The organism is Sphingomonas sp. PP-CE-3A-406, from assembly GCF_003688625.1.
GTDB lineage: Bacteria > Pseudomonadota > Alphaproteobacteria > Sphingomonadales > Sphingomonadaceae > Sphingomonas.
The window spans coordinates 654,289-679,792 of sequence record NZ_RCWY01000002.1 but is presented as its reverse complement, the minus strand read 5'-3'; the positions used below and the strand labels follow the sequence as shown (position 1 = coordinate 679,792).

24 protein-coding genes and 1 other RNA gene are annotated in these 25,504 nt (G+C 66.5%); 5 read left to right on the top strand and 20 right to left on the bottom strand.

Translation table 11 applies throughout. The features are described 5' to 3' along the window. Positions 1–113: 113 nt before the first annotated feature. From C8J44_RS09610 to C8J44_RS09580, 7 genes are all read right to left on the bottom strand, one after another. Positions 114–542, bottom strand: a complete 429-nt coding sequence (locus C8J44_RS09610; protein WP_056051615.1) for a DUF3035 domain-containing protein — start codon at positions 540–542, stop codon at positions 114–116. Next, the gene (gene lspA / locus C8J44_RS09605; RefSeq protein ID WP_121904308.1) at positions 535–1,038 is read right to left on the bottom strand and encodes a signal peptidase II; all 504 of its coding nucleotides are present in this window, start codon (positions 1,036–1,038) and stop codon (positions 535–537) included. The genes C8J44_RS09610 and lspA overlap by 8 nt, the downstream gene beginning before the upstream one ends. Continuing rightward, positions 1,031–3,961, bottom strand: a complete 2,931-nt coding sequence (ileS, locus tag C8J44_RS09600; protein WP_121904307.1) for an isoleucine--tRNA ligase — start codon at positions 3,959–3,961, stop codon at positions 1,031–1,033. Before ileS ends, lspA begins: the two co-directional genes overlap by 8 nt. 150 nt (positions 3,962–4,111) lie before the next feature. Next, on the bottom strand, positions 4,112–5,047 hold the full coding sequence (locus tag C8J44_RS09595) for a bifunctional riboflavin kinase/FAD synthetase (protein WP_121904306.1): 936 nt from the start codon (positions 5,045–5,047) through the stop codon (positions 4,112–4,114). Positions 5,048–5,172: 125 nt separating this feature from the next. Then, positions 5,173–5,637: a dihydrofolate reductase gene (locus C8J44_RS09590; protein WP_121904305.1), complete on the bottom strand. Its 465-nt coding sequence runs from the start codon at positions 5,635–5,637 to the stop codon at positions 5,173–5,175. Positions 5,638–5,827: 190 nt separating this feature from the next. Further along, on the bottom strand, positions 5,828–6,346 hold the full coding sequence (locus C8J44_RS09585) for a hemerythrin domain-containing protein (protein ID WP_060526557.1): 519 nt from the start codon (positions 6,344–6,346) through the stop codon (positions 5,828–5,830). A gap of 79 nt (positions 6,347–6,425) precedes the next feature. After that, positions 6,426–7,220 carry a thymidylate synthase gene (locus C8J44_RS09580; RefSeq protein WP_121904304.1) on the bottom strand — a complete coding sequence of 265 codons (795 nt, stop codon included), beginning with the start codon at positions 7,218–7,220 and terminating at the stop codon, positions 6,426–6,428. An 85-nt stretch (positions 7,221–7,305) separates the two neighbouring features. Here C8J44_RS09580 and C8J44_RS09575 point away from each other — a divergent pair, with 85 nt between their 5' ends. Further along, positions 7,306–7,698, top strand: a complete 393-nt coding sequence (locus tag C8J44_RS09575) for a JAB domain-containing protein (protein WP_121904303.1) — start codon at positions 7,306–7,308, stop codon at positions 7,696–7,698. Positions 7,699–7,870: 172 nt separating this feature from the next. Here C8J44_RS09575 and C8J44_RS09570 read toward each other — a convergent pair whose 3' ends face one another. The 3 genes from C8J44_RS09570 to C8J44_RS09560 form a co-directional block, all read right to left on the bottom strand. Further along, positions 7,871–8,566 carry a class I SAM-dependent methyltransferase gene (locus tag C8J44_RS09570; RefSeq protein WP_121904302.1) on the bottom strand — a complete coding sequence of 232 codons (696 nt, stop codon included), beginning with the start codon at positions 8,564–8,566 and terminating at the stop codon, positions 7,871–7,873. A gap of 23 nt (positions 8,567–8,589) precedes the next feature. Further along, positions 8,590–9,717 carry a peptide chain release factor 2 gene (prfB, locus tag C8J44_RS09565; protein ID WP_056051599.1) on the bottom strand — a complete coding sequence of 376 codons (1,128 nt, stop codon included), beginning with the start codon at positions 9,715–9,717 and terminating at the stop codon, positions 8,590–8,592. Between the two features lie 134 nt (positions 9,718–9,851). Continuing rightward, positions 9,852–12,371 carry a penicillin-binding protein 1A gene (locus tag C8J44_RS09560; RefSeq protein ID WP_121904301.1) on the bottom strand — a complete coding sequence of 840 codons (2,520 nt, stop codon included), beginning with the start codon at positions 12,369–12,371 and terminating at the stop codon, positions 9,852–9,854. Between the two features lie 501 nt (positions 12,372–12,872). On the opposite strand from C8J44_RS09560, the gene hrpB reads away from it, so the two are divergent. Together hrpB and C8J44_RS09550 are read left to right on the top strand one after the other, a co-directional pair. After that, the gene (gene hrpB / locus C8J44_RS09555; RefSeq protein ID WP_121904300.1) at positions 12,873–15,401 is read left to right on the top strand and encodes an ATP-dependent helicase HrpB; all 2,529 of its coding nucleotides are present in this window, start codon (positions 12,873–12,875) and stop codon (positions 15,399–15,401) included. Between the two features lie 9 nt (positions 15,402–15,410). Then, the gene (locus C8J44_RS09550; RefSeq protein WP_056051595.1) at positions 15,411–15,692 is read left to right on the top strand and encodes an ETC complex I subunit; all 282 of its coding nucleotides are present in this window, start codon (positions 15,411–15,413) and stop codon (positions 15,690–15,692) included. A gap of 98 nt (positions 15,693–15,790) precedes the next feature. On the opposite strand, the gene C8J44_RS09545 is transcribed toward C8J44_RS09550, so the two are convergent. From C8J44_RS09545 to C8J44_RS09530, 4 genes are read right to left on the bottom strand one after another with little or no spacing between them, the layout of a single operon-like run. Then, positions 15,791–16,294, bottom strand: a complete 504-nt coding sequence (locus C8J44_RS09545) for an NUDIX hydrolase (protein ID WP_353467096.1) — start codon at positions 16,292–16,294, stop codon at positions 15,791–15,793. Next, positions 16,291–16,956, bottom strand: coding sequence for a TPM domain-containing protein (locus C8J44_RS09540; protein ID WP_121904685.1), 666 nt, complete (start codon positions 16,954–16,956; stop codon positions 16,291–16,293). Before C8J44_RS09540 ends, C8J44_RS09545 begins: the two co-directional genes overlap by 4 nt. A 1-nt stretch (position 16,957) precedes the next feature. Further along, positions 16,958–17,815: a YgcG family protein gene (locus C8J44_RS09535; protein WP_121904299.1), complete on the bottom strand. Its 858-nt coding sequence runs from the start codon at positions 17,813–17,815 to the stop codon at positions 16,958–16,960. A 7-nt stretch (positions 17,816–17,822) separates the two neighbouring features. Continuing rightward, positions 17,823–18,419 carry a LemA family protein gene (locus C8J44_RS09530; protein WP_056065884.1) on the bottom strand — a complete coding sequence of 199 codons (597 nt, stop codon included), beginning with the start codon at positions 18,417–18,419 and terminating at the stop codon, positions 17,823–17,825. 120 nt (positions 18,420–18,539) lie between these two features. On the opposite strand from C8J44_RS09530, the gene mscL reads away from it, so the two are divergent. Continuing rightward, the gene (gene mscL, locus C8J44_RS09525; protein ID WP_121904298.1) at positions 18,540–19,010 is read left to right on the top strand and encodes a large conductance mechanosensitive channel protein MscL; all 471 of its coding nucleotides are present in this window, start codon (positions 18,540–18,542) and stop codon (positions 19,008–19,010) included. Positions 19,011–19,155: 145 nt separating this feature from the next. Here the strand turns inward: mscL and C8J44_RS09520 are convergent, their stop codons facing one another. Next, positions 19,156–19,587, bottom strand: coding sequence for an Rrf2 family transcriptional regulator (locus tag C8J44_RS09520; protein WP_107954747.1), 432 nt, complete (start codon positions 19,585–19,587; stop codon positions 19,156–19,158). A 121-nt stretch (positions 19,588–19,708) separates the two neighbouring features. Here C8J44_RS09520 and ssrA point away from each other — a divergent pair. Then, positions 19,709–20,064, top strand: a transfer-messenger RNA (tmRNA) gene (gene ssrA / locus C8J44_RS09515). A gap of 48 nt (positions 20,065–20,112) precedes the next feature. Here the strand turns inward: ssrA and C8J44_RS09510 are convergent. From C8J44_RS09510 to truB, 5 genes are all read right to left on the bottom strand, one after another. Beyond that, a complete protein-coding gene (locus C8J44_RS09510; RefSeq protein WP_147453165.1) occupies positions 20,113–20,844 on the bottom strand; it encodes a hypothetical protein in 732 nt (243 codons plus the stop codon). Between the two features lie 119 nt (positions 20,845–20,963). Then, positions 20,964–21,362 (bottom strand): response regulator, encoded by a 399-nt coding sequence (locus C8J44_RS09505; protein WP_183128749.1) that lies wholly within the window; start codon positions 21,360–21,362, stop codon positions 20,964–20,966. A 119-nt stretch (positions 21,363–21,481) separates the two neighbouring features. Further along, on the bottom strand, positions 21,482–23,899 hold the full coding sequence (gene pnp / locus C8J44_RS09500) for a polyribonucleotide nucleotidyltransferase (RefSeq protein ID WP_121904295.1): 2,418 nt from the start codon (positions 23,897–23,899) through the stop codon (positions 21,482–21,484). A 223-nt stretch (positions 23,900–24,122) separates the two neighbouring features. Further along, positions 24,123–24,392: a 30S ribosomal protein S15 gene (gene rpsO / locus C8J44_RS09495; RefSeq protein WP_055881152.1), complete on the bottom strand. Its 270-nt coding sequence runs from the start codon at positions 24,390–24,392 to the stop codon at positions 24,123–24,125. Between the two features lie 18 nt (positions 24,393–24,410). Then, positions 24,411–25,433 (bottom strand): tRNA pseudouridine(55) synthase TruB, encoded by a 1,023-nt coding sequence (truB, locus tag C8J44_RS09490; RefSeq protein WP_121904683.1) that lies wholly within the window; start codon positions 25,431–25,433, stop codon positions 24,411–24,413. Positions 25,434–25,504: the final 71 nt, after the last annotated feature.

Here is a 25,504-nt window from a genome sequence, read left to right as displayed (position 1 = left end):
ATCCTGACGTTCGTCAGGATGACGGGAGTGGGGCGGTGGACCAAGAACGGCAGATACGAAAAAGGGCGGCCCCGCGAGGAGTCGCCCTTTTTCGTACGACGGGAAAACCCCGATCAGTTTGCCTTGGCGCGCGCGTCCTGGCCGTCGCCTTCAGGGGCGGCGACGATGTCGCGGGTCGTGCTGCCCTTGTCGACGACGGTCGTGTCGGGATCGCCCGCGCTGGAGCGGATGCCGGGATCGTCCGAATCGGCGCCGGCATCGTTCAGCACGCCGGTCTCCGCAGGGCTGCGCGCGGCGGTGCCGCCGAACAGCGCGTCGAGCGTCTGCGCGTTGGCCGCGGTATCCTGCGGGCGGGCGGCGCCGGGCTGCGGCGGCACCAGCGCGAAGTCGGGCGGGATGACCAGCGGCGCCTGGCGCGCGACCGCGAACTCGTCGGGACGCGCACGATCGAGGCTCTTGCTTGTCGCACAGCCGGACAGGAGGACGACGGCGCTCGCCAAGGCGACGACGGGCCCGGCGGCCAGGGGTACGAACTTACGCATGGGAATTCTCCACAGGGGGCTTCTCGCGCACGAGGAGCGCCCGAACAAGCAGGACGAGCACGCCGACAGTAATCGCTGCATCGGCGACATTGAAGACCAAAAACGGACGCCACTCGCCGATATGCAGGTCGGCGAAATCGACGACGTAGCCGAGCCGGATCCGGTCGAGGATATTGCCGATCGCGCCGCCGAGCACGAAGCCCAGCGCCACCTGGTCGGCGGGGTTCTTCTCGCGCGTCATCCACACCGCGACGCCGACCGCGATCGCGCCGGTCAGCAGCACTAGCGCCCAGCGGGTCAGGTGACCGTCGGCGGGAAGCAGCCCGAGCGAGATGCCGATGTTGGGGACGAAGCGCAGGTCGAAGAACGACGTGATCGTCTGCGAATCGCCGAGCGAATCGATCCCGAGCGGCTTGGTCACCGCCCATTTGCTGAGCTGGTCGGCTAGGAAGAGCGCGATCGCCGCGCCGAACCCGGCTTTTGGCAGGTTACGCATCGACCACTACCTCGTCGCATCGGTTGCAAAGCTCGCCGTCGACGCTCACCTCGGGAAGGTGGCGCCAGCAGCGGCCGCATTTGTGGAAGTCGGTGCGCGTCACGGTGACCGCGTCGCCCGGCGTGACCTTGGCGACGATGAAGGCTTCGGCCAGTTCCGCAGCTTCAGTCGGTGCGAGAGGCGACATCGATTTGATCGTGACCTCTGCCTCCAAACTCGAACGCACGGTCTTTTCGCGACGCATGGGTTCGATCGCTTCAGTAACCGTTTCGCGAAGTGCACGGATCTGCGTCCACTTCTTCCCGACCTCGATGCCATCCTCCACCTCGGGCAGCGACGGCCATTCGAGGTAGTGCACCGAGCTGTCGTCGTTGGGGAAGCGCGACTGCCACACTTCCTCGGCGGTGAAACAAAGCACCGGCGCGGCGTAGCGGACGAGCGCGTGGAACAGCACGTCGAGGACGGTGCGGTACGACCGACGCTTGATGTCCCTCGGCGCGTCGCAATAGAGCGAGTCCTTGCGGATATCGAAGAAGAACGCGGACAGGTCCTCGTTCGCGAAGTCGGTCAGCAGACGCGTGTAGCGGTTGAACTCATAGGCTTCCGCCGCTTGGCGCAGTTCGGTGTCGATCATGCCGAGGCGGTGGAGCACGTAGCGCTCGAGCTCGGGCATGTCGGATACAGCGACGCGCTCCGACTCGTCGAAGTCTTCGAGTGCGCCGAGCATGTAGCGGAACGTGTTGCGCAGCTTCCGGTACGCGTCGGAGGCGGTGGCGAGCACTTCCTTGCCGATCTTCACGTCGTCGAAATAGTCGGTCGAGGCGACCCACATGCGCAGGATGTCGGCGCCGGACTCGCCGATGATCTTGAGCGGATCGACGACGTTGCCGAGCGACTTCGACATCTTGCGGCCTTGGCCGTCGAGCGCGAAGCCGTGCGTCAGGACCGCGTCGTAGGGCGCGCGACCGCGCGTGCCGCAGCTTTCGAGCAGCGACGACTGGAACCAGCCGCGATGTTGGTCCGAGCCTTCGAGATACAGGTTCGCGCGCGTGCCTTCGCCGTAGCGTGCTTCGACCGTGAAGACGTGTGTGCAGCCGGAGTCGAACCAGACGTCGAGGATGTCCTTCACGACCTCATAGTCGGCGAGGTCGTAGTCGGGGCCGAGCAACGCCTGGTGGCGGTCGGCGTACCATGCATCCGCGCCGTTCTCGCGGAAGGCTGCGACGATGCGCGCATTGACGGCGGGATCGTTGAGGTACTGGCCGGTGGCGCGGTTCACGAACAGCGCGATCGGCACGCCCCAGGCGCGCTGGCGCGAGATGACCCAATCGGGACGGCCCTGCACCATCGACGTGATCCGGTTTTCCGCACGCGCGGGGATCCAGGTGGTGGCGGCGATCGCATCGAGCGCGATCTCGCGGAGAGTGGCGCCGTTGCCTGGCTCCCTCTCCCCGTCGGGGAGAGGGCTGGGCTGAGGGGCTGTTCCGGACGCAGCATTGCTGGGCTGCCCCTCACCCCGACCCTCTCCCCGGAGGGGAGAGGGAGCAGAAGCAGAGTCCATCGGGATGAACCATTGCGGGGTCGCGCGGAAGATCACTTTCGCCTTCGAGCGCCACGAATGCGGGTAGCTGTGCTTGAAGTCGTCGCTCGCCGCCAGCAACGCGCCAGCTTCGCGCAGGTCGGTGCAGATCGGGCCGTCGGCGCTCACGAACTTCTTGTTGATGACGCTGCCCTGGCCGCCGAGCCATGCCCAGTCGGCGCGGTACATCCCCGCGCCGTCGATCGCGAAGACCGGGTCGATGCCGTATTGCTTGCAGAGTTCGAAATCGTCCTCGCCGTGGTCCGGCGCCATGTGGACGAGACCGGTGCCCGCGTCGGTCGTGACGAACTCGCCGGGGAGGAACGGGCGCGGCTTCGCGAAGAACCCGCCGAGCGCGTGCATTGGGTGGCGTGCGGTTGCGCCTTCGAGGTCGGAGCCTTTGCCACGCCAAATTTCGCGATCCGGGAGAATACCGTTCAATCGTTCATCGGAGAAACCGCCTTCGCGTTTTTGACGATTTTTTTCGAACGTCCAATCAAATAACCGCTCAGCAGCGACCAGAAAAACGATGCTGCCGTTGTTGATCGCCACATACTCGATCTCAGGCCCATAGCTCAGCGCCTGGTTTACCGGGATCGTCCACGGCGTGGTCGTCCAGATCACCGCATAGGCACCCTCCAATTCGGGAGCGTTCGGCGCAGAGTCGATCTCGAACGCGACGTCGATCTGCGTGGAGACTATGTCCTCATACTCGACCTCGGCTTCGGCGAGCGCGGTCTTCTCGACCGGCGACCACATCACCGGTTTGGCGCCACGGTATAGCTGGCCGCTCTCGGCGAACTTCAGCAACTCGCCGACGATGGCGGCTTCCGCCTCGTACTTCATCGTCAGGTACGGATCGGCCCAGTCGCCCATCACGCCGAGCCGTTCGAACTCGGCCTTCTGCACCGCCACCCATTTCTCGGCATAGGCGCGGCATTCGGCGCGGAACTGCTCGACGGGGACGTCGTCCTTGTTGAGCTTCTTGGCGCGGTACGCTTCCTCGACCTTCCACTCGATCGGCAGGCCGTGGCAGTCCCAGCCGGGGACGTAGGGCGCGTCCTTGCCCATCAGCGACTGCGAGCGGACGATGATGTCCTTCAGGACCTTGTTCATCGCGTGGCCCATGTGGATGTCGCCGTTCGCGTAGGGCGGGCCGTCATGCAGGATGAACCGCTCGCGCCCGAGCCGCTGTTCACGCAACCGGTCGTAGATGCCGAGCTTCGCCCAGCGCTCGAGGATCGCCGGCTCCTTGGCGGCGAGACCCGCCTTCATCGGGAAGTCGGTCTTCGGCAGGAAGACGGTGTCGCGGTAATCGCGGGCGGGCGCGGGAGTATCGGTCATAAGTGGGCCGGGCTGTAGCCGAGCGACGGGGGACACACAAACACTTCCCCTTCCTGCTCCCCTCCCTGGAAGGGAGGGGCCGGGGGTGGGTCGGCATGGGGCAGGAGCTAGCGCTAGCCAACGGGCCGACCCACCCCCAACCCCTCCCTTTCAGGGAGGGGAGGCGCCAAGGATCGCGTGCGCTCTCTGACAGTCGGCGTCCATCTGGGTAATGAGCGCGTTCATGTTCGCGAACTTGGCCTCGGGGCGGAGATACTCGATCAGCGCAACCTCGATCCGCTGGCCGTACAGGTCTTCGCCGAAATCGAAGAAATGCGGCTCGAGCAGTTCCTTGGGCGGATCGAAGCTCGGGCGGACTCCCAGGTTCGCGGCGCCCTTGAGCACGCGCCCGTCCTCCAGCCGCCCGGTCACCGCGTAGATCCCGTAGGCGGGGCGCAGATAATTGCCCATGTCGAGATTGGCGGTCGGATAGCCGATCGTGCGGCCGACCTTGTCGCCGTGCTGGACGAAACCCTGGATCGCGAACGGCCGCGTCAGCAGGCGGGTGGCGGTGGCCATGTCGCCAGCGCGCAGTGCCTCGCGGATGCGGGTGGACGAGACGGTCTCGCCCTCCAGCTCGATCGCGCTCACCGTTTCCGCGCGAAATCCGTGCGCAGGCCCACGCGAGGCGAGCGTGCGGACGGTGCCGGCCTTGCCCTTGCCGAAGGTGAAGTCCTCGCCGGTGACGACGCCCGCGACGCGGAGGTTGCGTTCGAGCCGTTCGGTGATGAAGCGCTCGGCGGTCAGCGCGGCGAGATCGCCATCGAAATTGAACACGATCATCGCATCGGCGCCGGCTTTCTTGAACAGCTCCAGGCGTTGATCGAGCGTGGTCAGGCGGAACGGCGGGGTATCGGGGCGGAAATGGCGGACCGGGTGCGGATCGAACGTCGCCACCAGCGCCGGACGCCCCTCGGCCCGCGCCCAGGCGACCGCGCGCGCGACCACCGCCTGGTGACCAAGGTGAAATCCATCGAAATTCCCCAGCGCGACGATCCCGTTCGCCAGATACGACGGGAGCACCGCACCGCCGTCGAGACGTTGCATGCGCGGGTCAGTAACCAGCCGTCGCGAAAGGCGATAGTCCTTCCGTGCGGTTGCCTGCTGCGCCTCGTTGTTCTCCCGCAAAGGCGGGAGTCCAGTCTGGGCTCACGCCTTCGCGGGAGAACGGCTCAGGGGCGGGTAAGCGTGACGAAGCTGTAGGCCGGGCGGTCGTTTTCGGCGGGGTGGTCTTCGCGCGCGATCTCGTGCCAGCCGTCGAAGGCGGGGACGGTCGCGTCGCCGTCGGGGGCGGCGTGGACTTCGGTCAGCTCGATGCGATCCGCGTGGGAAAGGAGTTGCGCGTAAATTTGCGCACCACCGATCACCGCCACGTCGTCGCCCGCCATTGCGAGCGCTTCTTCGACCGAGCGTGCAACGTCCGCGCCCTCAGCGCTCCAGTCGCCCCGCGTCAGGACGATATGGCGGCGACCGGGGAGGGGGCTCGGGAAGCTCTCGAAGGTTTTGCGGCCCATCACCATCGGCTTGCCCATCGTGAGCGCCTTGAAGCGCTTCAGGTCGGCGGGGAGGCGCCAGGGGAGTTGCCCGTCGCGGCCGATGACGCCGTTGCTGGCGCGGGCGAGGTAGAAGGTGATCATGCGGCGGTCATGCCGGAATGGGGGGCGGAGAGCTACTCTCCCGTTTTACGTCGGCATCCCGCCGTTAACTCCACCCCGGCGAAGGCCGGGGCCCAATTGGGGAACGTCGTTGATGAGTGCTGCGCTACGTTACTCCGGCCTTGCCAATTGGGCCCCGGCCTTCGCCGGGGTGGTAGATAAACGGTGTGGTTCAGCTCGGCGCGTGTTCCTTCACATACGCCTCGGGATCCTTGTCGACGACCTTCACCCCGTTCAGATGGTTCGCCTCGAACGCCGCGAACCGCACGCCCAGTTCATGCCGCTCTTCCAGCGTTGCGTGCTTGCGGAAATCGGTCAGGCCCTGGCGTTCTTCCTCGGCCAGATGATCGCTGTTCGCCTTGTTGCACTCGCCGACCGCTTCGAACCATGCGTCCGAGCCGACCGGGTGCTTGTCGACCGCTTGGCCGGTGTCGCGGATGTCGTTGTGATCCTCGATCGCGTCCTCGGTCTCCTCTGCGGCCGAGTCTGCGTCGTTGCCGCCGGTGCCGATCTTCATCAGCCGCGGGTAGAAGAAGCGCTCCTCCGCCTCGGCATGCGCGTCGAGCAGGTTCTTGAGGCGGGTCCAGAGCGCGGACAGCGCCTCGGTGTCCTTGGCGTCGATCGAATCGATCTGCGCGAACAGTGCGCGCTGCTGCGCGTGTTCGTCGAGAATGAGCTGTGTGATATCCATGCGCATCTGAACCGCACAGCGCACGCGCGGTTCCTATTGCGATTCGGTCGCGCGGCGCTGCCGCGGGGTCGCTCTCTATTTAGACCGCGACGGGGGCCTTGATGTGCGCCTGCGCGAAATAGTCGTGGAGGACGAAATCCTCATACGCGTAGGCGTCGATCGAATCCGGTTTCCGGAGAATTTCGAGGCGCGGGAGAGGTCCGGGCGAGCGCATCAGTTGCAGTTGCGCCTGCTCCAGATGGTTCGAATAGAGGTGGCAATCGCCGCCGGTCCAGATGAACTCGCCGACCTCGAGCCCGCATTGCTGCGCGAGGATGTGCGTGAGCAACGCGTAGCTGGCGATGTTGAACGGCACGCCGAGGAAGATGTCGCCCGAGCGCTGGTAGAGCTGGAGCGACAGCTTGCCGTTCGCGACATGCGTCTGGAACAGGCAGTGGCACGGCGCGAGCGCCATCGCGTGGAGGTCGCCCGGGTTCCACGCGCTGACGATCTGGCGGCGCGAAGCGGGGTTGGTCCTGATCTGATCGATCAGCTCGGCGATCTGGTCGATGTGGCGATCGTCCGCAGCGACCCAGTCGCGCCACTGCTTGCCGTAGACCGGGCCGAGGTCGCCATTCTCGTCAGCCCATTCGTCCCAGATCGCGACTTTCCGATCCTGCAACCAGCGCACGTTGGTGTCGCCGCGGAGGAACCAGAGGAGCTCGACGATGATCGAGCGGAGGTGGAGCTTCTTGGTGGTGAGCACGGGGAAGCCCTGCGCGAGATCGAACCGCATCTGCGCGCCGAACACGCTGAGCGTGCCGGTGCCGGTGCGGTCCATCGTCTCGACGCCGGTCGAGAGCACGCGGTCCATGAGGTCTAGATATTGGCGCATCGGGTTTGCGTAGCGATGCGGCGGCGGGGGCTCAAGCGGATGTAGTTGCGCGTGCGGTCGCCGGTGTCGCGGGGCAGGCGGGTATGTGCCGCCGTCGCCCGTGCCTTCATGTCGTATCGCCGACTTCGCCGCGGCACGCGCGCTGTTCGCGGAGTTGGGTAAGGCCTCCGTTGAGACGGTGGCGGTAGCGTATCTTGATCCGAATCGGAGGCTTCTCGGGATGCGGCACGTCGTCGGGGGGCGGGATCAGGTGGCGATCTCTATCCGGACGATCGCGGCGGATGCGTTGGCGTTCGATGCTCACGGGGTGATCATCGCGCATAACCATCCGAGCGGGGATGCTACGCCGAGCGCGCGGGACGTCGCGTTCACGCGGGCGCTGGCGGCGGGGTTACGGACGTTGGAGGTGGTCTTGCTCGATCACTTGGTGATCGCGGGGGAGCGGGTGACGAGCCTGCGCGCGATGGGGGTGGTGTGAGGAACACTCACCTCAAACGCACCACCCCGGCGAAGGCCGGGGCCCAATTGGGGGACGTTGCCAACTACGCGCAGTTTGCAGTTACTTCGATCTTTCCAATTGGACCCCAGCCTCCGCCGGGGTGGTGCAATCGGTTAAATTAGCGCCTCGGATCGCGACGCCAAAGCCGAAGTTACTTCAGCCGGCACGCCCGAATCGCTTCCGGCGCGGGCCGCGGCCCGGTCGCGCGGAATGTCGCGAGATACCCCCCGGCGGACGGCATGTCGTCCATGTCGACCTGCGTATACCCCACCGACGCGAACTCGCATTTCAACAGCGCGGGCGGCGTGCCGTGGTTCTGCGTCGGGCGATTCGCATCCACCACCACCACCAGCCCGTCGGGCTTCAGCGACGGCCGCAGCCGCCACAGGAATTCGTAGGGCTGCTCGATCTCGTGATACATATGGACCATCACGACGCGGTCGAAACTAGCCTCCGGCAACTTGGGGTCGTTCGCCTCGCCGAGTTTCACGCTGACGTTCGCCAGGTCCTCGCGCGCGACGCGTTCCGCCAGCTGGTCGCGCACGGCGGGAAGAATGTCTTCGGCCAGCACGCGGCCGGTCTTGCCGACGCGGGCGGCCATGCGGATCGTGTAATAGCCTTCGCCCGCGCCAATGTCCGCGACCGTCATGCCCTTGCGGATCTCGGCCTTGTTCATGACCTCGCCAGCCTCGTTGAGCCGATCGCGCGCTTCTTCGTTCGACCAGCGCGCCGAGACGATCGACGCGACCGGGCGATCGGCGGCGGGGAAGACCGGCTCCTTGGTCTCGCGCTTGATCAGCGGCTTGCTGCCGTCGCACGCTGCCAGCGAGAGCATCGGCAGGACCATCAGGGCAAGGGCACCCCGCAAGCTCAATCGACGTCCTCCACCTCGACGGCCTCGCCGGTCACGCGCTGCGACAGCGCCGCCGCCATGAACATTTCGAGATCGCCGTCGAGCACGTCCGACGGGCTGGTCGACACCACGCCGGTGCGCAGGTCCTTCACCATCTGGTACGGCTGAAGCACGTACGATCGGATCTGGTGACCCCAGCCGATGTCGGTCTTGCCGGCATTCTCGGCATTCGCCGCGGTCTCGCGGATCGCCAGTTCGCGCTCGTACAGACGCGCGCGGAGCTGGTTGTACGCCTCGGCCTTGTTCTTGTGCTGCGAACGCTGGTTCTGGCACTGCACGACGATGCCGGTCGGGATGTGCGTGATGCGCACCGCCGAATCGGTCGTGTTGATGTGCTGGCCGCCGGCGCCCGACGCACGATACGTGTCGATGCGCAGGTCGCTCTCGTTGTATTCGACCTCGATATTGTCGTCGACGACCGGATAGACCCAGACGCTGGCGAACGACGTGTGACGCCGCGCCGCCGAGTCGTACGGGCTGATCCGGACGAGCCGGTGCACGCCGCTCTCGGTCTTCGCGTAACCGTACGCGTTCTCGCCCTTAAGCAGCAGCGTGGCGGACTTTATCCCCGCCTGCTCGCCCGAATGCTGGTCGACCAGTTCGACCTTCAGGCCGTGGCGCTCGCCCCAGCGCGAATACATCCGGCTGAGCATGCCGGCCCAGTCCTGGCTCTCGGTCCCGCCGGCGCCCGCGTTGACCTCGATATAGGTGTCGTTCGCGTCGGCCTCGCCTGCCAGCAGCGCCTTGATCTTGTCCTTGTCGGCACGCGCGGCGAGTTCGGCGAGCGACGCAACGCCGTCCGCTTCCATCTCGGTATCGCCCTCGGCCTCGGCCATCTCGATCAGCTCGGCGGTGTCCGACAGTTCGCTCTGGATCGCGCGCGTCGCGCTGATCGCCTCGTCGAGACGACGACGCTCGCGCATCACCTCCTGCGCGGCCTTGGGATCGGACCAGAGCGCCTGATCCTCGACGCGCGCGTTCAGCTCGTCGAGACGACGCAGCGCGCGGTCCCAGTCGAGGAAGCGGCGCAGCAGCGCCAGCGCGTCGTTGATGGTGTCTACGTGAGCCTGCGCTTCGGCGCGCATGATATTCTCCAAAAATTCCGCCGCCCCGGCGAAGGCCGGGGAAATTTCGTCGTCCCAGCGGAGGCCGGGATCGCCGTCCCAAGCGAGCGGGGCGGGTCTCCGGCGGGCGCCGGGATGACGTCTATATAAGCGCGCTAGTAGATTCCGCCTTGTCTTTGCAAGAAATCGCTGTCGCGCGGGGCTTCGGCCTTCTTCACCGCGGTCGTCGTCGTAGCAGCCGTGGGGGCGACATCCGAGCGTCGTGCGGCACGCCGCGGTTCGCTCTCGGGCTTGAACGCTTCCCAGATCACCGCAGGCTTCGGATCGCTGGTATCGGGCCACGTGCCATAGACCGGCCGGCCACTCGCGCGATCGACCCGGACCATACGGATCCCCGCCGGCGCACGGAACGGCAGCTTGGGCAGATCCTCATACGCCTTGACCGCGAACTGCTTGAAGATCGGCGCGGCGAGCGTACCGCCTTGTGCCGCGCCACCAAGGTTCTTCGGCGTGTCGAACCCGATATACAGCCCGCCGACGAACTGCGGCGTGCCCCCGACGAACCACACGTCGGTCGGCCCGTTGTTGGTGCCTGTCTTGCCGAACATCGGCCGGTCGAGATCGCGCAACGTCACCGCGGTGCCGCGCTGGACGACGCCCTCGGTGATGTGGACCATCTGGTACGCGGTCATCGCGTCGAGCACTTGGCGCTGGCGCGTGATCGGCCGCGGCATCGGCTTGCCGTCCCAGTCGGGCGCGTTGCAGCGATCGCAGGGTCGCCAGTTCTCGGGCCAGATCACTTTCCCGTGGCGATCCTGGACGAAGTCGATCAGCGACGGCGGCCCGCCCTTGCCGTTGTTGGCAAGGATCGAATACGCGTTGACCATCCGCCCGACGGTCGTCTCGCCGGCGCCGAGCGCATAGGAGAGATACGGCGCATAATCGCCGACGCCCATCTTCTTGATCGTCGCGACGACCTTCGGCATGCCGGTCTGCGCGGCGGCGCGCACGGTCATCAGGTTGCGCGACTGCTCGATGCCCCAGCGCATCGTGTGCGGGCCGGACCCGCGCGAATTGCCGAAGTTGCGGAAGCATTTCTGCCCCAGCCGCGCGCCCTGATAGACGCAGAAAGGCCCGTCGACGATGATCGAGGCGGGGGTCATGCCGTTGTCGAGCGCGGCGGAATAGACGATCGGCTTGATCGTCGAACCCGGCTGGCGCATCGCCTGCGTTGCGCGGTTGAACGCCTGCAAGCGGTCGTCGAAGCCGCCCTGCATCGCCAGGACGCGGCCCGACGCCGGCTCCTCGACGACGAACGCGCCCGAGACCTTGGGGATCGCCCGCAGCGAGAATTCGCCGCCGTCCGGCGCCACCGCGATGATGTCGCCCGTCTTGATCGCGCCGAACGCGTTGCCGCCCTTGCCGCGCACCGGCATCTGCGCCGCGTAGCGCGGCAGCGTGCCGGTCTTGCCGGTGCGGAAGCCGAGGCTCCAGGCGTTGCCGTCCTTGCCCGTGACGATCGCCGCGACCCAATCGCGGTAATCGAGCGCGATATTGCTGTTGAGCAACGGCTGGAGCCAGTTGTCGTCCTCGATCTCGACATGACGGATCGGCCCGTTCCAGCCGCGCCCGCTGTCGAACCGGACCAGGCCATCACGCAACGCTTGCTGCGCCAGATCCTGCAAATTCGCGTCGAACGAGGTCCGCACCCACAGTCCGCCCGAGTAGACGCTGTAGGGTCCGTCCTTCGCGTTCTCGCCGAACTTCGCCATCAGCTGGCGGCGGACTTCCTCGACGAAATAGCCGCCGACGCTCTCGAACTTCGGCGTCCGTCGCATCACCGCGCCGAGCGGCTCGGCATTCGCCTGGTCATGCTGCGCGCGCGTGATGAAGCCGTTGTCGAGCATCCGGTTGAGCACATAGTTGCGCCGCGTCATCGCCTTCTCGGTGTTGCGCACCGGATCGTAGTTCGACGGGCCCTTGGGCAGGATCGCGAGATACGCCATCTGCGCGAGATCGAGCTGGTCGAGCTCCTTGTCAAAATAGGCGTGGCTCGCCGCCTCGACGCCGAACGCGTTACGCCCGAGCGCGATCTGGTTGAGGTACAGCTCGAGGATCTGCTCCTTGGTCAGCGTGTCCTCGATCTTGTACGCCAGCACCGCCTCGCGCAGTTTGCGCGACGGCGAATAGGCGTTGCCGATCAACAGGTTCTTCGCGACCTGCTGCGTAATCGTCGAGCCGCCCTTGGCGCGCTTGCCGGTGCCGAGCTTGGTCGCATAATCGTACACCGCGCCGGCGAGGCCGGGATAGTCGACGCCGTGATGCTCGAAGAACGACTTGTCCTCGGCAGCGAGGAACGCCTTCACGAGCAGCGGCGGATATTCGGCGTAGCTCAGTTCCACGCGGCGTTCGCGGGCGTAGCTGTGGATCGGCGCGCCATCGATGCCGCGGACGTTGGTCGGCAGCGGCGGCTCATACGTCCGCAACGTATCGACCGACGGCAGGTCGCGCATGACCGCGAACCAGAACGCGAAGATCGCGACGAAGCCGAGCACGACCAGCACCAGCGCGGCCTTGGTCCACCGACTCGCCCAGGCGCGCGCGACCCTGCCGCGCAGTCGGTCGGAAGTGCGGCCTGTCGCCGTTGTCGAGGTGGGGGAGGGATCAGACGCCATGATTACTGCCGCAGCGTCTAGCAGGTTCGCGGGCGCTTGCCAGCCTTCGGTGGTGGGGGCGGGGCTGTGCCGTTCGTACGACGCCGCACAACCTCGCGCCGCGCCGCGCTTCGTCTTTACCCCAATGTGCCCACTTCTACTCCGTCACCCCGGACCTGTTCTGGGGGCCACCGTTCCGCAGGCTCCACGGCCGGCGAACCCGCGGAACGGTGGATGCCGGAACAGGCCCGGCATGACGGGGGAGGGGGCGTGCCGCTTCCCAAACAGTCGCCAAACTTCACGATCCTCCCCCGCCAGGGGGAGGTGGCGCGAAGCGACGGAGGGGGAGGATACGAAACATCGGTTTCCCTTACCTCCCCCTCCGTCAGGCAAGTGCCTGCCACCTCCCCCTGGCGGGGGAGGATCGAAAGCGCGCAATCGTTGCCATCGTGATCCGACCCTCGCAGGGAAGCGGCCCAGCAAAACCTGTCACCAACCCCGCTACTGTGGCAGCAGGCGCAGATGACCCCGCCGCCGCTCCCGATCCTCGCAGTCCTTCCCGACCTCCTCGCCACCCTCCGCGACCGCACCTCCGCGGTCCTCGTCGCTCCCCCAGGCGCGGGCAAGACTACCGCAGTAGCGCCGGCCCTCCTCACCGAACCCTGGTGCACGGACGAGATTCTCCTCCTATCCCCCCGCCGCCTGGCCGCCCGCGCCGCCGCCGAACGCATGGCCTCTACCGCGGGCGAACCCGTCGGCCAGACCTTCGGCTACGCCACCCGCATGGACAGCAAACGCTCCGCCGCCACTCGCGTGACGGTCATCACGGAGGGCATCTTCGTCGCCCGCATTCAGGCCGATCCCGAACTCGCCGGCGTCTCCGCGGTGCTGTTCGACGAAGTCCACGAACGCAGCCTTGACGGCGATTTCGGCCTTGCGCTGGCGCTCGACGTCCAAGCCGGCTTTCGCCCCGACCTCCGCATCGTCGCGATGTCTGCAACGCTCGATGGCGCGCGGTTTGCTGCGTTGATGGACGGCGCCCCCGTCATCGAAAGCGAAGGCCGGAGCTATCCCCTGACCCTTCGCCACATCGGTCGCCAAGCCGAACTACGCATCGAGGACTCGGTCGCTAGCGCCATCCGCCGCGCACTCGGCGAAGCGGAGGGCGGCGTGCTCGCGTTCCTCCCTGGCGTCGCGGAGATCGAACGGACCGCCGACCGCCTCGCCAATTTGCCCGACGACATCGTCCTGCACGAACTCCACGGCAGCCTCGACCCCGCGGCCCAGCGCGCCGCGATCCTCCCCGAGCCGGATGGTCGGCGCAAAGTCGTGCTCGCCACCAGCATCGCCGAGACCAGCCTGACGCTCGACGGCATCCGCATCGTCGTCGATTCGGGGCTCGCGAGACGGCCCCGCTACGACCGCGCCGCCGGTATGACGCGGCTGGTCACCGAACGTGCCAGCCAGGCGGCGGTCACCCAACGCGCGGGCCGCGCCGCGCGGCTTGGGCCCGGCATGGCGTATCGGTTGTGGGAAGAGGCGGCGACTGCCGGCCTTCCGCGGTACGACCCACCCGAAATTCTGGAGGCTGACCTGTCGGCGCTGGTCCTAGCCTGCGCGTTATGGGGTGTCGGCGATCCGCGAGACCTCCGCTGGATCGACCCGCCCCCCGCCGCCGCTATCGACGAGGCGATGGCGCGGCTGACGACGCTGGAGGCCATCGAAGACGGCCGTCCGACCTCGCATGGCCGCGCGATCGCGAAGCTGCCGATGCCGCCGAGGTTGGCGCATATGCTGTTGCGAGCGGGAGCGCGCGGGTTGGCGCCGGTCGCGGCTCAAGTGGCAGTCCTGCTGGGCGAGCGCGGGATCGGTGGACAGGACGTCGACCTGGAAACCCGCCTCCGCCGCTGGAAAACCGAACGCGGGGCCAAGGCGCAAGCGGCAAGAGCAATGGCCGATCGCTGGGCCAAACTTGCCCCCCCTCCCGCAAGCGGGAGGGGGCTGGGGGGTGGGCTCGCGCCATCCTCGCCGCGCGACGTCGAGACCGGGCGCCCACCCCCCAACCCCCTCCCGCAAGCGGGCGGGGGAGCAGAAGTTTGCGTCGCACTTGGCTTCCCCGACCGTGTCGCACGCCGCCGTGACGCGTCCGGCGAAACCTGGGCCTCGGTCGGCGGCCGCGGGTTCAAGCTCGATCCGACCTCGCCACTCGCCCGCTCCGAATGGCTCGCCGTCGCCGACACGCAGGGCTTGGCCGCCGGCGCGCGCATTCTCTCCGCCGTGGCGATCGACCAGGCTACCGTCGAAGCCCTTTTTGCCGACCGCATCGAATCCCGTCGCACCGTCACGTTCGACCCGACGACCGGCGGCATCCAGGCGGTCCGCGAACGCCGCCTCGGCGCGATCCGCCTGTCGAGCGGTCCCGACAGCGGCGCGGACCCCGACGCGATCCTCGCCGCGCTCATCGGCGGCGTCCGCGAGCACGGCCTCGCGCTGCTACCGTGGAGCGACGGCGCACAAGCCCTGCGCGACCGTGCCGCCTATGCGGGCGTACCGCTCGACGACGAAACCCTGCTCGCCCGCGCCGACGAATGGCTCGCACCGCTCCTGGCCGGCAAGCGCCGACTCGACGCGATCGCCCCCGGCGCGCTCGCCGAAGCCTTGCGCAACCTGCTCGGCTGGGACGCGATGCAGACCATCAACCGGCTCGCCCCGCCCGATTTCACCAGCCCAGCCGGCAGCACGCACGCGATCGACTACGCTGCCGAAGGTGGCCCCCGGGTCGAACTCCGCGTGCAAGCCCTGTTCGGCCTCGCGGTCCACCCGACGATCGGCGAGGCGCGCGTACCGCTAGTGCTGAGCCTCACATCCCCCGCCGGCCGCCCCATCCAGACGACGCGAGACCTCCCCGGATTCTGGGCGGGCAGCTGGACCGCGGTGGCGAAGGAAATGCGCGGGCGCTACCCCAAGCATCCGTGGCCCGACGACCCCGCCGCGGCGTCCGCCACGCTGCGCACGAAAAAGGCGGATGCAAGGGCCGCCGGTTCGCGATAAGGGGGGGGCATGCCAACCGCCCGTATCTTCCAGCGCCCCAAGAACGCCATGCAGTCCGGCAAGCACCGGACCGACGCCTGGCAGCTCGAATTCGAACCGTCGGAGCCCAAGCGGCCCGACCCGCTCACCGGCTGGGCCGGCAGCGGCGACACGCGCGACCAGCTGCGCCTGCTGTTCCCGACCGCGGAAGCGGCGATCGCGCACTGCGAGCGCGAGGGGTTCGGCTACACCGTCGTGCCGGCGCCGCAGAAGACGCTGAAGCTCCAGAGCTACGCCGACAATTTCAAGTAAGCGGAGGGAGCGGCGCTAGGCCCCCCGTACTTCCTTGTTATCCCGCAAAGGCGGGAGCCCAGTCTGGGTCCCCGCCTTCGTGGGGAAACAGGTCTTGGTTAGAGTATCGACCCCGCCAGGATCAGCAGCATCTTGGTATCGATCGCCACGCCCGCCGCACGCTTCTCGGCTACGAACGCCGGCACGTCCGCCAGCGGCACCCGGTGCACCGTGATGTTCTCGTCGCCATCCCCGCCGCCATCGCTAACCTTCGTCAGCCCTGTCGCGCGGACCAGCGTGAAGCATTCCGAGGTCATCCCCGGCGACGAATAGAACACCCCCAGGTCCTCGATCGCGTCCGCGCGGTAGCCGGTCTCTTCCTCCAGCTCGCGGCCGGCCGCCACCGCGACGCTCTCGCCCGCGGTCTCGTCACCGACCAACCCCGCCGGTAGCTCCAGGCACGCCCGCCCGAGCGGCACGCGGAACTGCTCCACCAGAATCACGTCGCCGTCGTCGATCGCGACGATCACCGCCGCCGCGATCTCGCCCTGACGCGCGGCAAATTCCCACGTGCCCTCGGTCTGCACGGTCAGGAATTTGCCGGCCCATACGGTCTTGCTCATAATTCGATCAGCCTGTCCGGAAGTTCGTTCACCGGCGCACCGGTCCTCGGGAAATGCTCGGCGAGCACCGCGCCGATCTGCGCGACCGCATCCGCCATGCCGTCGGCGGGACGATCGTCGCGGACGCCGGCCAGCACCGCCGCCATCGCCGCACCCCAGGTTTCGTTCGGCACGCGCGAGTGGATCGCATCGTCGGCGATGATTTCCGCCCGGTGCTCGGCCAGCGACAGGTACAGCAATACGCCAGTCGAACCCTTGGTCCGCTTCTCGGCCCCCGCCCGAAACAGGAGCAGAGCCCGCCGCCGCACCCGCCGCGCCTTGGTCGCACCCGGCGTCAGCGCGAGCCGCGCCGGTGTCCACGCCAGCACGAGCCGCACCGCGAGGAACACCAAAGTCGCCAGCACCAGCGCGACCACGTACAGCGCACCCTGCGGTGCCGCCTGCCAGGGATCGACCCGGGCGTAGATATGGTCCGCCGCAACCGGGTGGTACGCGAGCAGCGCCAGCGTCAGCAGCATCGCCAGCACGCCCCAGTGCATCGATACGTCGTGATAGGCATCGGACTGCCGCGCGACGATCGTGACGATCTCGCCGGTCGTCGCGGTCTCCGCCTGGGTGACCGCCGCGGTGACGCGGTCGTGGTCGGTGTCGCTCAACCGCATGTCACCATCCCCCCGATGCGCCGCCGCCGCCGCCGGATCCACCGCCGCCGCCGCCGAAACCACCGCCGCCCCAGCCGCCACCACCGCTGTCGCCGCCACCGCCCCAGCTTCCGCCGCCGCCGCCACCGCCGCCACGAGTCATCGCGTCGGCGATGCTCCACAGCACGATCGGCAAGGCGCCGCTGCCACCGCTCCGGCTGCCGCCATCGACGTAATTCTTGCCACCCGCGCGGCGCGAGATCATCGGAATGACGATCGCTGCGAGCACGATCCCGAAGAAGATCAGCCCAATCGGCACGCCGCCGTCGCCTGAGTTCGAACGACCGTGCGTCTTGTCATACTCCGCCGCCGCAGCCGTCACCTTCGCGCGCGCCTCCGCATCGGGCAGCGCGAGCTGGTCCGCCACCGCGTTCGTGCCCGCGACGATACCACCGGGGATGTCGCCCGCCTTGAAGCGCGGCAGGATCTCCTGGTTGATGACGACGCTGGAGAACGCGTCGGTCAGCACCGGCTCCAGGCCATAGCCAACCTCGATCCGCACCTTCCGGTCGTTCGGCGCGACCAGCAGGATCGCGCCGTTGTTCGCATCCTTCAGCCCGACGCCCCAGCTCCGCAGCAGGCTATTGCCGTAATCCTCGATCGGATAGCCTTCGAGATCGGGCACCGTCGCGACCGCCAGCTGGTTGCCGGTCGTCTTTTGCAGGTCGTCGAGCCGCTTGGTCAGCGCCGCTTCCTGGTCGGGCGGGATCACGTTCGCCGCATCGACGACGAAACCGGTGAACTTCGGAAGCGTCTGCGCGGTTGCGGCGGCGCTTCCCAGCAGCACCGCGAACGCCAGCGTCAGGAGGTGGCGGAGCATAATGCGATCAGCTCGCGTTGCCGAAGTTCACCGTCGGCGCGGTCTCGGCACCCGGCGTGGTCGCCGCGAACGGCACCATCGGCTTGGCGCCATAGAAGATCTTCGCGCCGACCGCGTCGGGGAAAGTGCGGATCTTGGTGTTATACGCCTGCACCGCGCCGTTGTAATCGCGTCGCGCGATCGTGATGCGGTTCTCGGTGCCCTCGAGCTGGCTCATCAGCGTGGTGTAGTTGCCCTGGCTCTTCAGCTCGGGATATGCCTCCTGCAAGCGCTGGAGCGACACGCCGACGGCACCCTGGACGCGCTGATACTGCTCCATCTTCGCCGGATCGGAGAGATCGGCAGCCGACACCTGCACGGAGTTCGCAGCAGAACGCGCCTGCGTCACCTGGACGAGGATGTCCTTTTCCTGCGCGCCTGCCGCCTTCACGGTCGCGACGAGGTTGGGGATCAGGTCGGCGCGGCGTTGATAATTGTTCTGGACGTCGGCCCAGCGTGCCTTCGCGGTCTCTTCCGCGGTCGGAATGCTGTTGATCCCGCACCCGGCCAGCGCCGATGCGAGAAGGATCGCGGCGGTACCGCGGGCGATTGGGGCACGTGACATCGGGGCTCTCCTGAATACCTGTGTCACCCTCATAGGACAGTCCGCAGGGTTGGCGAAACCGAAATCGGCGGTTAGCTTTGCCCGGCAACAAAGGGGGCGACATGCTCAAGGAATTCGCCAATGTTTAAAGAGTTTCGGGCGTTCATCATGCGCGGCAACGTGCTCGATCTCGCCATCGCGGTGATTATCGGCGCGGCATTCGGCAAGATCGTCACGTCGCTGACCGACGACGTGCTGATGCCGGTCATCGGCAAGATCTTCGGCGGGCTCGACTTCTCGAGCTATTTCTGGCGGATGGGGCCGGTGCCGGCGAACTATGCAGGCTCGCTCAGCGATTACGCGGCGCTCAAGAAGGCTGGCGTACCGCTGCTCGGCTATGGCGCGTTCGCGACGCAGCTGGTCAATTTCGTGATCGTCGCGGGTATCATCTTCATGATCCTGCGGGTGGTGAACCGTACGGCGGCGCTGATCGAGCGCGAGACGGCAAGGTTGAAGCGCGAGGAAGAGGCGGTGGCCGTCGCGCCTGCGCCGGAGCCGGTCGAGATCGCGCTGCTGCGCGAGATCCGCGACGAGCTGAAGGCGCGGGGGTGACATTCTTGTCCCTCTCCCCGCCGTGGAGAGGGGGGAGGAGCCTTGGGCGACGGAAGGGTGAGGGGAGTGAGGCTCGGGAGCGCATCCCAACTCCCCCCATCCGACGCTGCCGCGCCACCTTCTCCCCGAGGGGAGAAGGGAAAGCCTAAGCCGCTACCAGTTCCTCGGCGTTGGCATCCGCCAGGCTGGTCCCGTCCAGGATCCGCGCGGTCTCGTCGCGCACGCGCATCATCGCAAAGCGGATCGCGCAGTCGGCTTCACTCTTGCAGTCGAGGCACGGCCGGTACGCGGTCCGGCTCACGCACGGGACAAGTGCGAGCGGGCCCTCGATGATCCGGATGATTTCGCCGAGCGAGATAAGATGGCTCGGCCGCGACAGGCGGTAGCCGCCCATCTTGCCGCGATGGCTGTGGAGCAGGCCGGACTCGCGCAGGTCGGCGAGGATCAGCTCGAGGAATTTGCGCGGGACGTTTGCCTCGGCGGCGATCCGCGTCATCGGGATGGGAGGGCCACCGGCGGGAGCGCCGCCAAGGAAGATCATCGCGCGGAGCGCGTAGCGGGAGCGCTGCGTCAACATAATGCAGGTTGCTATGCACGCGCTTTGTGGCGAGCGAAAGGCGGTTTGGCACGCTGTATGCGAACCCTTCGGAGATTTATCTGGGAGAGTGCCGCCACCGCGCCAGTCTTTTCATTTGGCTGGGCTTTTCAGATCGATGCGGCCCCCCTATATCGGTGATGCCGTCGGGGGAATCTTCTCTTGGCGGCTATGGCGATAAATCGTGGCGTGTCATAGACACAGCGGACCCGGGGGCAGTACCCGGCGACTCCACCACCGCCCTCTTCGCAAGAGGGGGACGATGACGGGGTCGAACTAGGATCGACGTGTGTTCAACGACGCTATGTTTCGCTCGGAATGGGACCACCGCAACGGCCCATACACAAGTGCCAACGATAACGAAGCACTCGCAATTGCCGCATAACTGACGGTCTAACGACCTAGGTTATACGGACGAAAGCGCGGTTCGGGCCACACCGGGCAACAGAAGTGGACACCGGCGGTACGGGGGGCACCGAGCAACAGAAGCTCCCCACTAACCTTCCGTCACACCGCCAGCTGCGCGACCAGCCGCAGCACCGGCGGACTGACGCCGAGCGGCCCGACCAGCGCCTGCGTCACCGCCAGCACGCCGCCACCCCAGTAATAGGCCGGATGCACGGCCCCCCGCGAGCGCACGTCGAACAGCATCCCGGCGATCACATACACCGCCATCGATGCGAATACCGCGGTCGGCGCGAACGTGCCGAGCAGCGGCATCGGCAGGATCCGCCCGAGCGCCGGCGACATCACCAGGATCGTCCCGCACAACATCAACCGCTTGTGCCACGCCGCCTGCTTGCGCAGCACGATCGCCCAGGCGGTGAGGATGCCGAACCCGATCACGCCCAGCACGTCGAGTACCAGGAAAATGCCGGGCGGAAAGAACGGAGGCACGCGGTGCTGCTGGATCGCCATGACGGTGGTGACGATGCCAAGCACGACCATCGTCACCGCGATACCCGCGCCCAGCACCCCCAGCTGGCGATGGCGCGTGATCGAACCGCGCACGATCAGCCAGTTCTGAACGACGTAGAGTATGATCCATGATAGAAAAGCGGCGGCGTGCAGATGGACTTGGACGGGTAACGCGAAGAACGTCCAGTGCATTCGCGCGGCGTTAACCGTGAAGCCTAGGATCACCGTCGCCGCGATCGCTATCGCCATGCCGAGGAAGAAGCGCCGCTCGCTGGCGAAAGCGTTTCGCGGCGTGGCCGCCAAAGTGTTTGCCGTCGCCATCATACCGCCCCCACGAGTCGATGCTCTGGGAGCGGAGGGTGATCCCAATTATCGCCGGCGGCAATGACTATCGTCGGCGGCGCGTATCGAGGCCAGTAATCGCGACATCGCTATCAGGTCTATGCGCGCACTGTCTGTCCGTGCTGGAGCATCTGACTGAGCTGCGCCTTCGTATAGGGCTTTTGCAGAAACCGCGCAGCCGCGGGGAGGGCAGACGACGCACCGTTGTCGGCGCCCGACGTGACCAGGATCGCGATGTCGGGACGTTGCGCGTGGACCGCATGCGCGAGGTCGATGCCGTTTAGAGCTCCCGGCATGCGCACATCGGTGAACAAGGCCGCGATGTCGGGCCGCTCCTTGAGCTTGACCAGAGCGTCGGCCGCATTGGTCGCTTCGACGACTTCGTAGCCGGCATCCTCCAGCGCGAGGTTGGAATGGACACGGACGAGCGCGTCGTCGTCGACGACCAGTATGACAGATTTACGAATGGCGTTCATACCGGTTCGAACTTCCGGCATGCCGCTCCGTTCCGACATTAATCGCCTTATCGGACCATAACGCGGCAAAGCGAGCCTGATATGAGAAAGGGGCCCGGTTTCCCGAGCCCCTCTATCAATTGCCGTTAGGCGGCAAAGGCTTAGTCGCGATCGCCAGTCAGGAAGGCCGGAGCGAACTCGGGGGCCTTGTCGCCCTCGGTACGCTCGGCGCGGGGAGCGCGCTCGCCGCCCTGACCACCGCCGTCACGACGCGGGCCACGGCCACCGCCGTTGCCGCCTGCGTCACGGCCACCGTCGCCGTCACGACGCGGGCCACGCGAGCCGCGATCGCCGCCGCCTTCGCCGCGTGGGCCACGACCACCGCCGTTGCCAGCATCACGACCGCCATCGCCATCACGACGCGGGCCGCGCGGACCACGGTCACCGCCTTCGCGTGGCTCACGGGCAGGACGCGTGTCCTCAAGCTCTTCGCCGGTCGTCTGGTCGACGACGCGCATCGACAGGCGTACCTTGCCGCGCGGGTCGATCTCGAGAACCTTGACCTTGACCTCCTGGCCTTCGGTCAGCGCATCAGAAACCTTCTCGACGCGCTCGTTCTTGATTTCGGACACGTGGACGAGACCGTCCTTGCCACCCATGAAGTTCACGAACGCCCCGAAATCGACCAGGTTGACGACCTTGCCGTCATAGACCTTGCCGACTTCGGCTTCCTCGACGAGGCCCTTGATCCACTTGATCGCGGCTTCGATCTGCGCGGGGTCGGACGACGACACCTTGATCACGCCCTCGTCGTCGATGTCGACCTTGGCGCCGGTCTGCGCGACGATCTCGCGGATCACCTTGCCGCCGGTGCCGATGACTTCACGGATCTTCGACTTGTCGATCTGGAAGCTCTCGATGCGCGGTGCGTGGGCGCTGAGTTCCTCACGGGTGTGGTCGAGTGCCTTGGCCATCTCGCCCAGGATGTGCGCGCGGCCTTCCTTGGCCTGCGCCAGCGCCTTGCCCATGATCTCCTCGGTGATGCCGGCGATCTTGATGTCCATCTGCATCGTGGTGATGCCCTCGGACGTGCCCGCAACCTTGAAGTCCATGTCGCCGAGGTGATCCTCGTCGCCGAGGATGTCCGACAGAACCGCGAAGTTCTTGCCCTCGAGGATCAGGCCCATCGCGATGCCCGACACCGGACGCTTCAGCGGGACGCCCGCATCCATCATCGACAGCGAACCGCCGCAAACCGTCGCCATCGACGACGAGCCGTTGCTCTCGGTGATGTCGCTGAGAACGCGGATCGTGTACGGGAACTCTTCCTTGGTCGGCAGCACCGGGTGCAGCGCGCGCCATGCGAGCTTGCCGTGACCGACTTCGCGACGACCCGGCGCACCGAAGCGACCGACTTCACCGACCGAGTATGGCGGGAAGTTGTAGTGCAGCATGAAGTTTTCGTACGACAGGCCGTTGAGGCCGTCGATCATCTGCTCTGCATCACGCGTGCCGAGCGTGGTGGTGCAGATCGACTGCGTCTCGCCGCGTGTGAACAAGGCCGAGCCATGCGTGCGCGGGAGGAAATGGACCATCGCCTCGATCGGACGGATCTGCGTGGTGGTGCGGCCGTCGATGCGGGTGCCGTCCTTGAGGATGGCGCCGCGGACGATCTCCGCCTCCAGCTTCTTCATCAGCTTGCCGGCAGCCATCTGGTCCTGCGGGGACGCGTCCGCAAATGCGGTCTTGCCCTTCGCACGAGCGGCGTTCAGCAGGTCTGAACGCTTGGACTTGTCGGTCACCTTGTAGGCGGCGGCGATGTCCTTGCCGATCAGCTTCTTCAGCTTGTCCTTGGCGGTCGAGAGGTCGGCCTGCTCGGCCATTTCCCAAGGATCCTTGGCGGCCTTCTCGGCCAGGTCGATGATCAAATTGGCGGCTTCGCGGCAGGCCTTGTGGGCGAACTGCACGGCGCCGAGCATGATCTCTTCCGAAAGCTCCTTGGCTTCCGATTCGACCATCATCACGGCCTGGCCGGTGGCGGCGACGACGAGGTCGAGATCGCCAGCCTTGGCTTCTTCCAGCGTCGGGTTGAGGATGTACGCGCCATCGACGTAACCGACGCGTGCTGCGCCGATCGGGCCCATGAACGGCACGCCCGAGATCGTCAGCGCTGCGGAGGCCGCGACCATCGCGAGGACGTCCGGCTCGTTCTCGCCGTCATACGACAGAACCTGGCAGATCACATTGATCTCGTTGTAGAAACCCTCTGGGAAGAGGGGACGGATCGGGCGATCGATGAGACGGCTGGTCAGCGTCTCCTTCTCGGTCGCGCCGCGCTCACGCTTGAAGAAGCCGCCGGGTATGCGGCCGCTCGCGGAGAACTTCTCCTGGTAATGGACGGTGAGCGGGAAGAAATCCTGCCCTTCCTTGACGGTCCGTGCAGCCGTCACGGCGCACAGAACGACGGTCTCGCCGAGGGTGGCGAGCACTGCGCCGTTAGCCTGGCGCGCAACGCGGCCGGTCTCGAGCGTCAGCGTCTTGCCGCCCCACTGGGCGCTTACGGTCTTGGTATCGAACATTCTTTTTCCTTCACTCCAAACGCCAGATGCGTTTGGGGCCTATGTGCGGGCTTAGCCGGCCCGCGGCGGTGTGGGATGAATTGTCATCCCAGGAGGGGTGGCCGAATTGCCGCCGCTCCAGTTCCTTGTTCCCCCGCGAAGGCGGGGGCCCAGTCTGGACTCCCGCCTTCGCGGGAGAACAACCCTATATACGAAAACGGCCCCCCGAGGGGAGCCGTCTAAGTTACTTGCGGAGACCGAGCTTCGCGATCAGATCCAGATAGCGCTGGCCGTCCTTGTGACGGAGATAATCCAGCAGCGTCCGGCGCTTGTTGACCATCATGAGAAGACCACGACGCGAGTGGTTGTCCTTCTTGTGACCCTTGAAATGCTCGGTCAGGTTCTTGATGCGCTCGGTCAGGATCGCGACCTGGACTTCCGGCGAACCGGTGTCACCCTCGGCGCGCGAATGCTCCTTGACGAGCTCGGTCTTGCGTTCAGCGGTAATCGTCATGAATTCATGTCCTCGACATCACAGATTGAAACCGCGAACGACCCGGACGTCTCCGTCCTCGACCTCAACCAGCGCGACCGGGACAGCGTCCAGTTCGGCGAAGTATTGGCCATCGTCTGCGGCGATCCCGGCCAAGATACGCCCCTGTCGGAGCGCCCCTGCCTGGTCGGGGGTGAGGGAGAGAGCCGGGATGTCGTCCAGCGCCACCCTCAAGGGCAGAAGTACATCTTCAAGCGCGTTGCCTCTAGCGAGTTCGTCCAGTTTGTCCAGCGATATCGCGGATGTGAGGTCGAACGGACCGGCCTTGTTACGGCGCAGCATGGTGACGTGGCCGAAGGTGCCGAGCGCGATCGCGATGTCGCGCGCGAGGGAGCGGATGTAGGTGCCCTTCGAGACATGCGCGGTAAGCGTGACCTCCTCAAGGAGAGTGTGGGGCAGGGTGGACTGCAATTCCTCCCCGGCACGGGGAGGGGGACCGCCGTCCGCTTGGACGGTGGTGGAGGGGGGCTCGCCACCAGCGGAACGCCCGCGGAAGCCCCCCTCCACCAGCTGCGCTGGTCCCCCTCCCCGTACCGGGGAGGATAACGAATGGATCGTCACATCCCGGCTCGCGAGCACCACCTCATGTCCAGCACGAGCCAGATCATACGCCCGCTCCCCATCCACCTTCAGCGCGGAATACGCCGGCGGCACCTGAGAAATCGGCCCGGTGAACTGCGCAAGCACCGCCTCCACCGCCGCCAGAGTCGGCCGCACATCGGACGTAGCGATGCTCACCCCCTCGGCATCCAGCGTATCCGTCTGAACCCCGAACATCACCGTGAAATCATAAATCTTGTCGCTATCGAGCATCCGCCCAGCCAGCTTCGTCGCCTCCCCGACGGCGATCGGCAAAACCCCGGTAGCGAGCGGATCGAGCGTCCCCCCATGCCCCACCTTGAACTTCCCATACCCGCCGCTGCGCAAGGCACGCTTCACCGCCGACACCCCCTGCGTCGAGCCAAGCCCCAGCGGCTTGTCGAGAATGATCCAGCCATGCATGCGCGTAAGTCCTAGAATACTGGCCCCCCCCCGTTCGTCCTGAGCGAAGTCGAAGGGCATGAGGCAAAGGT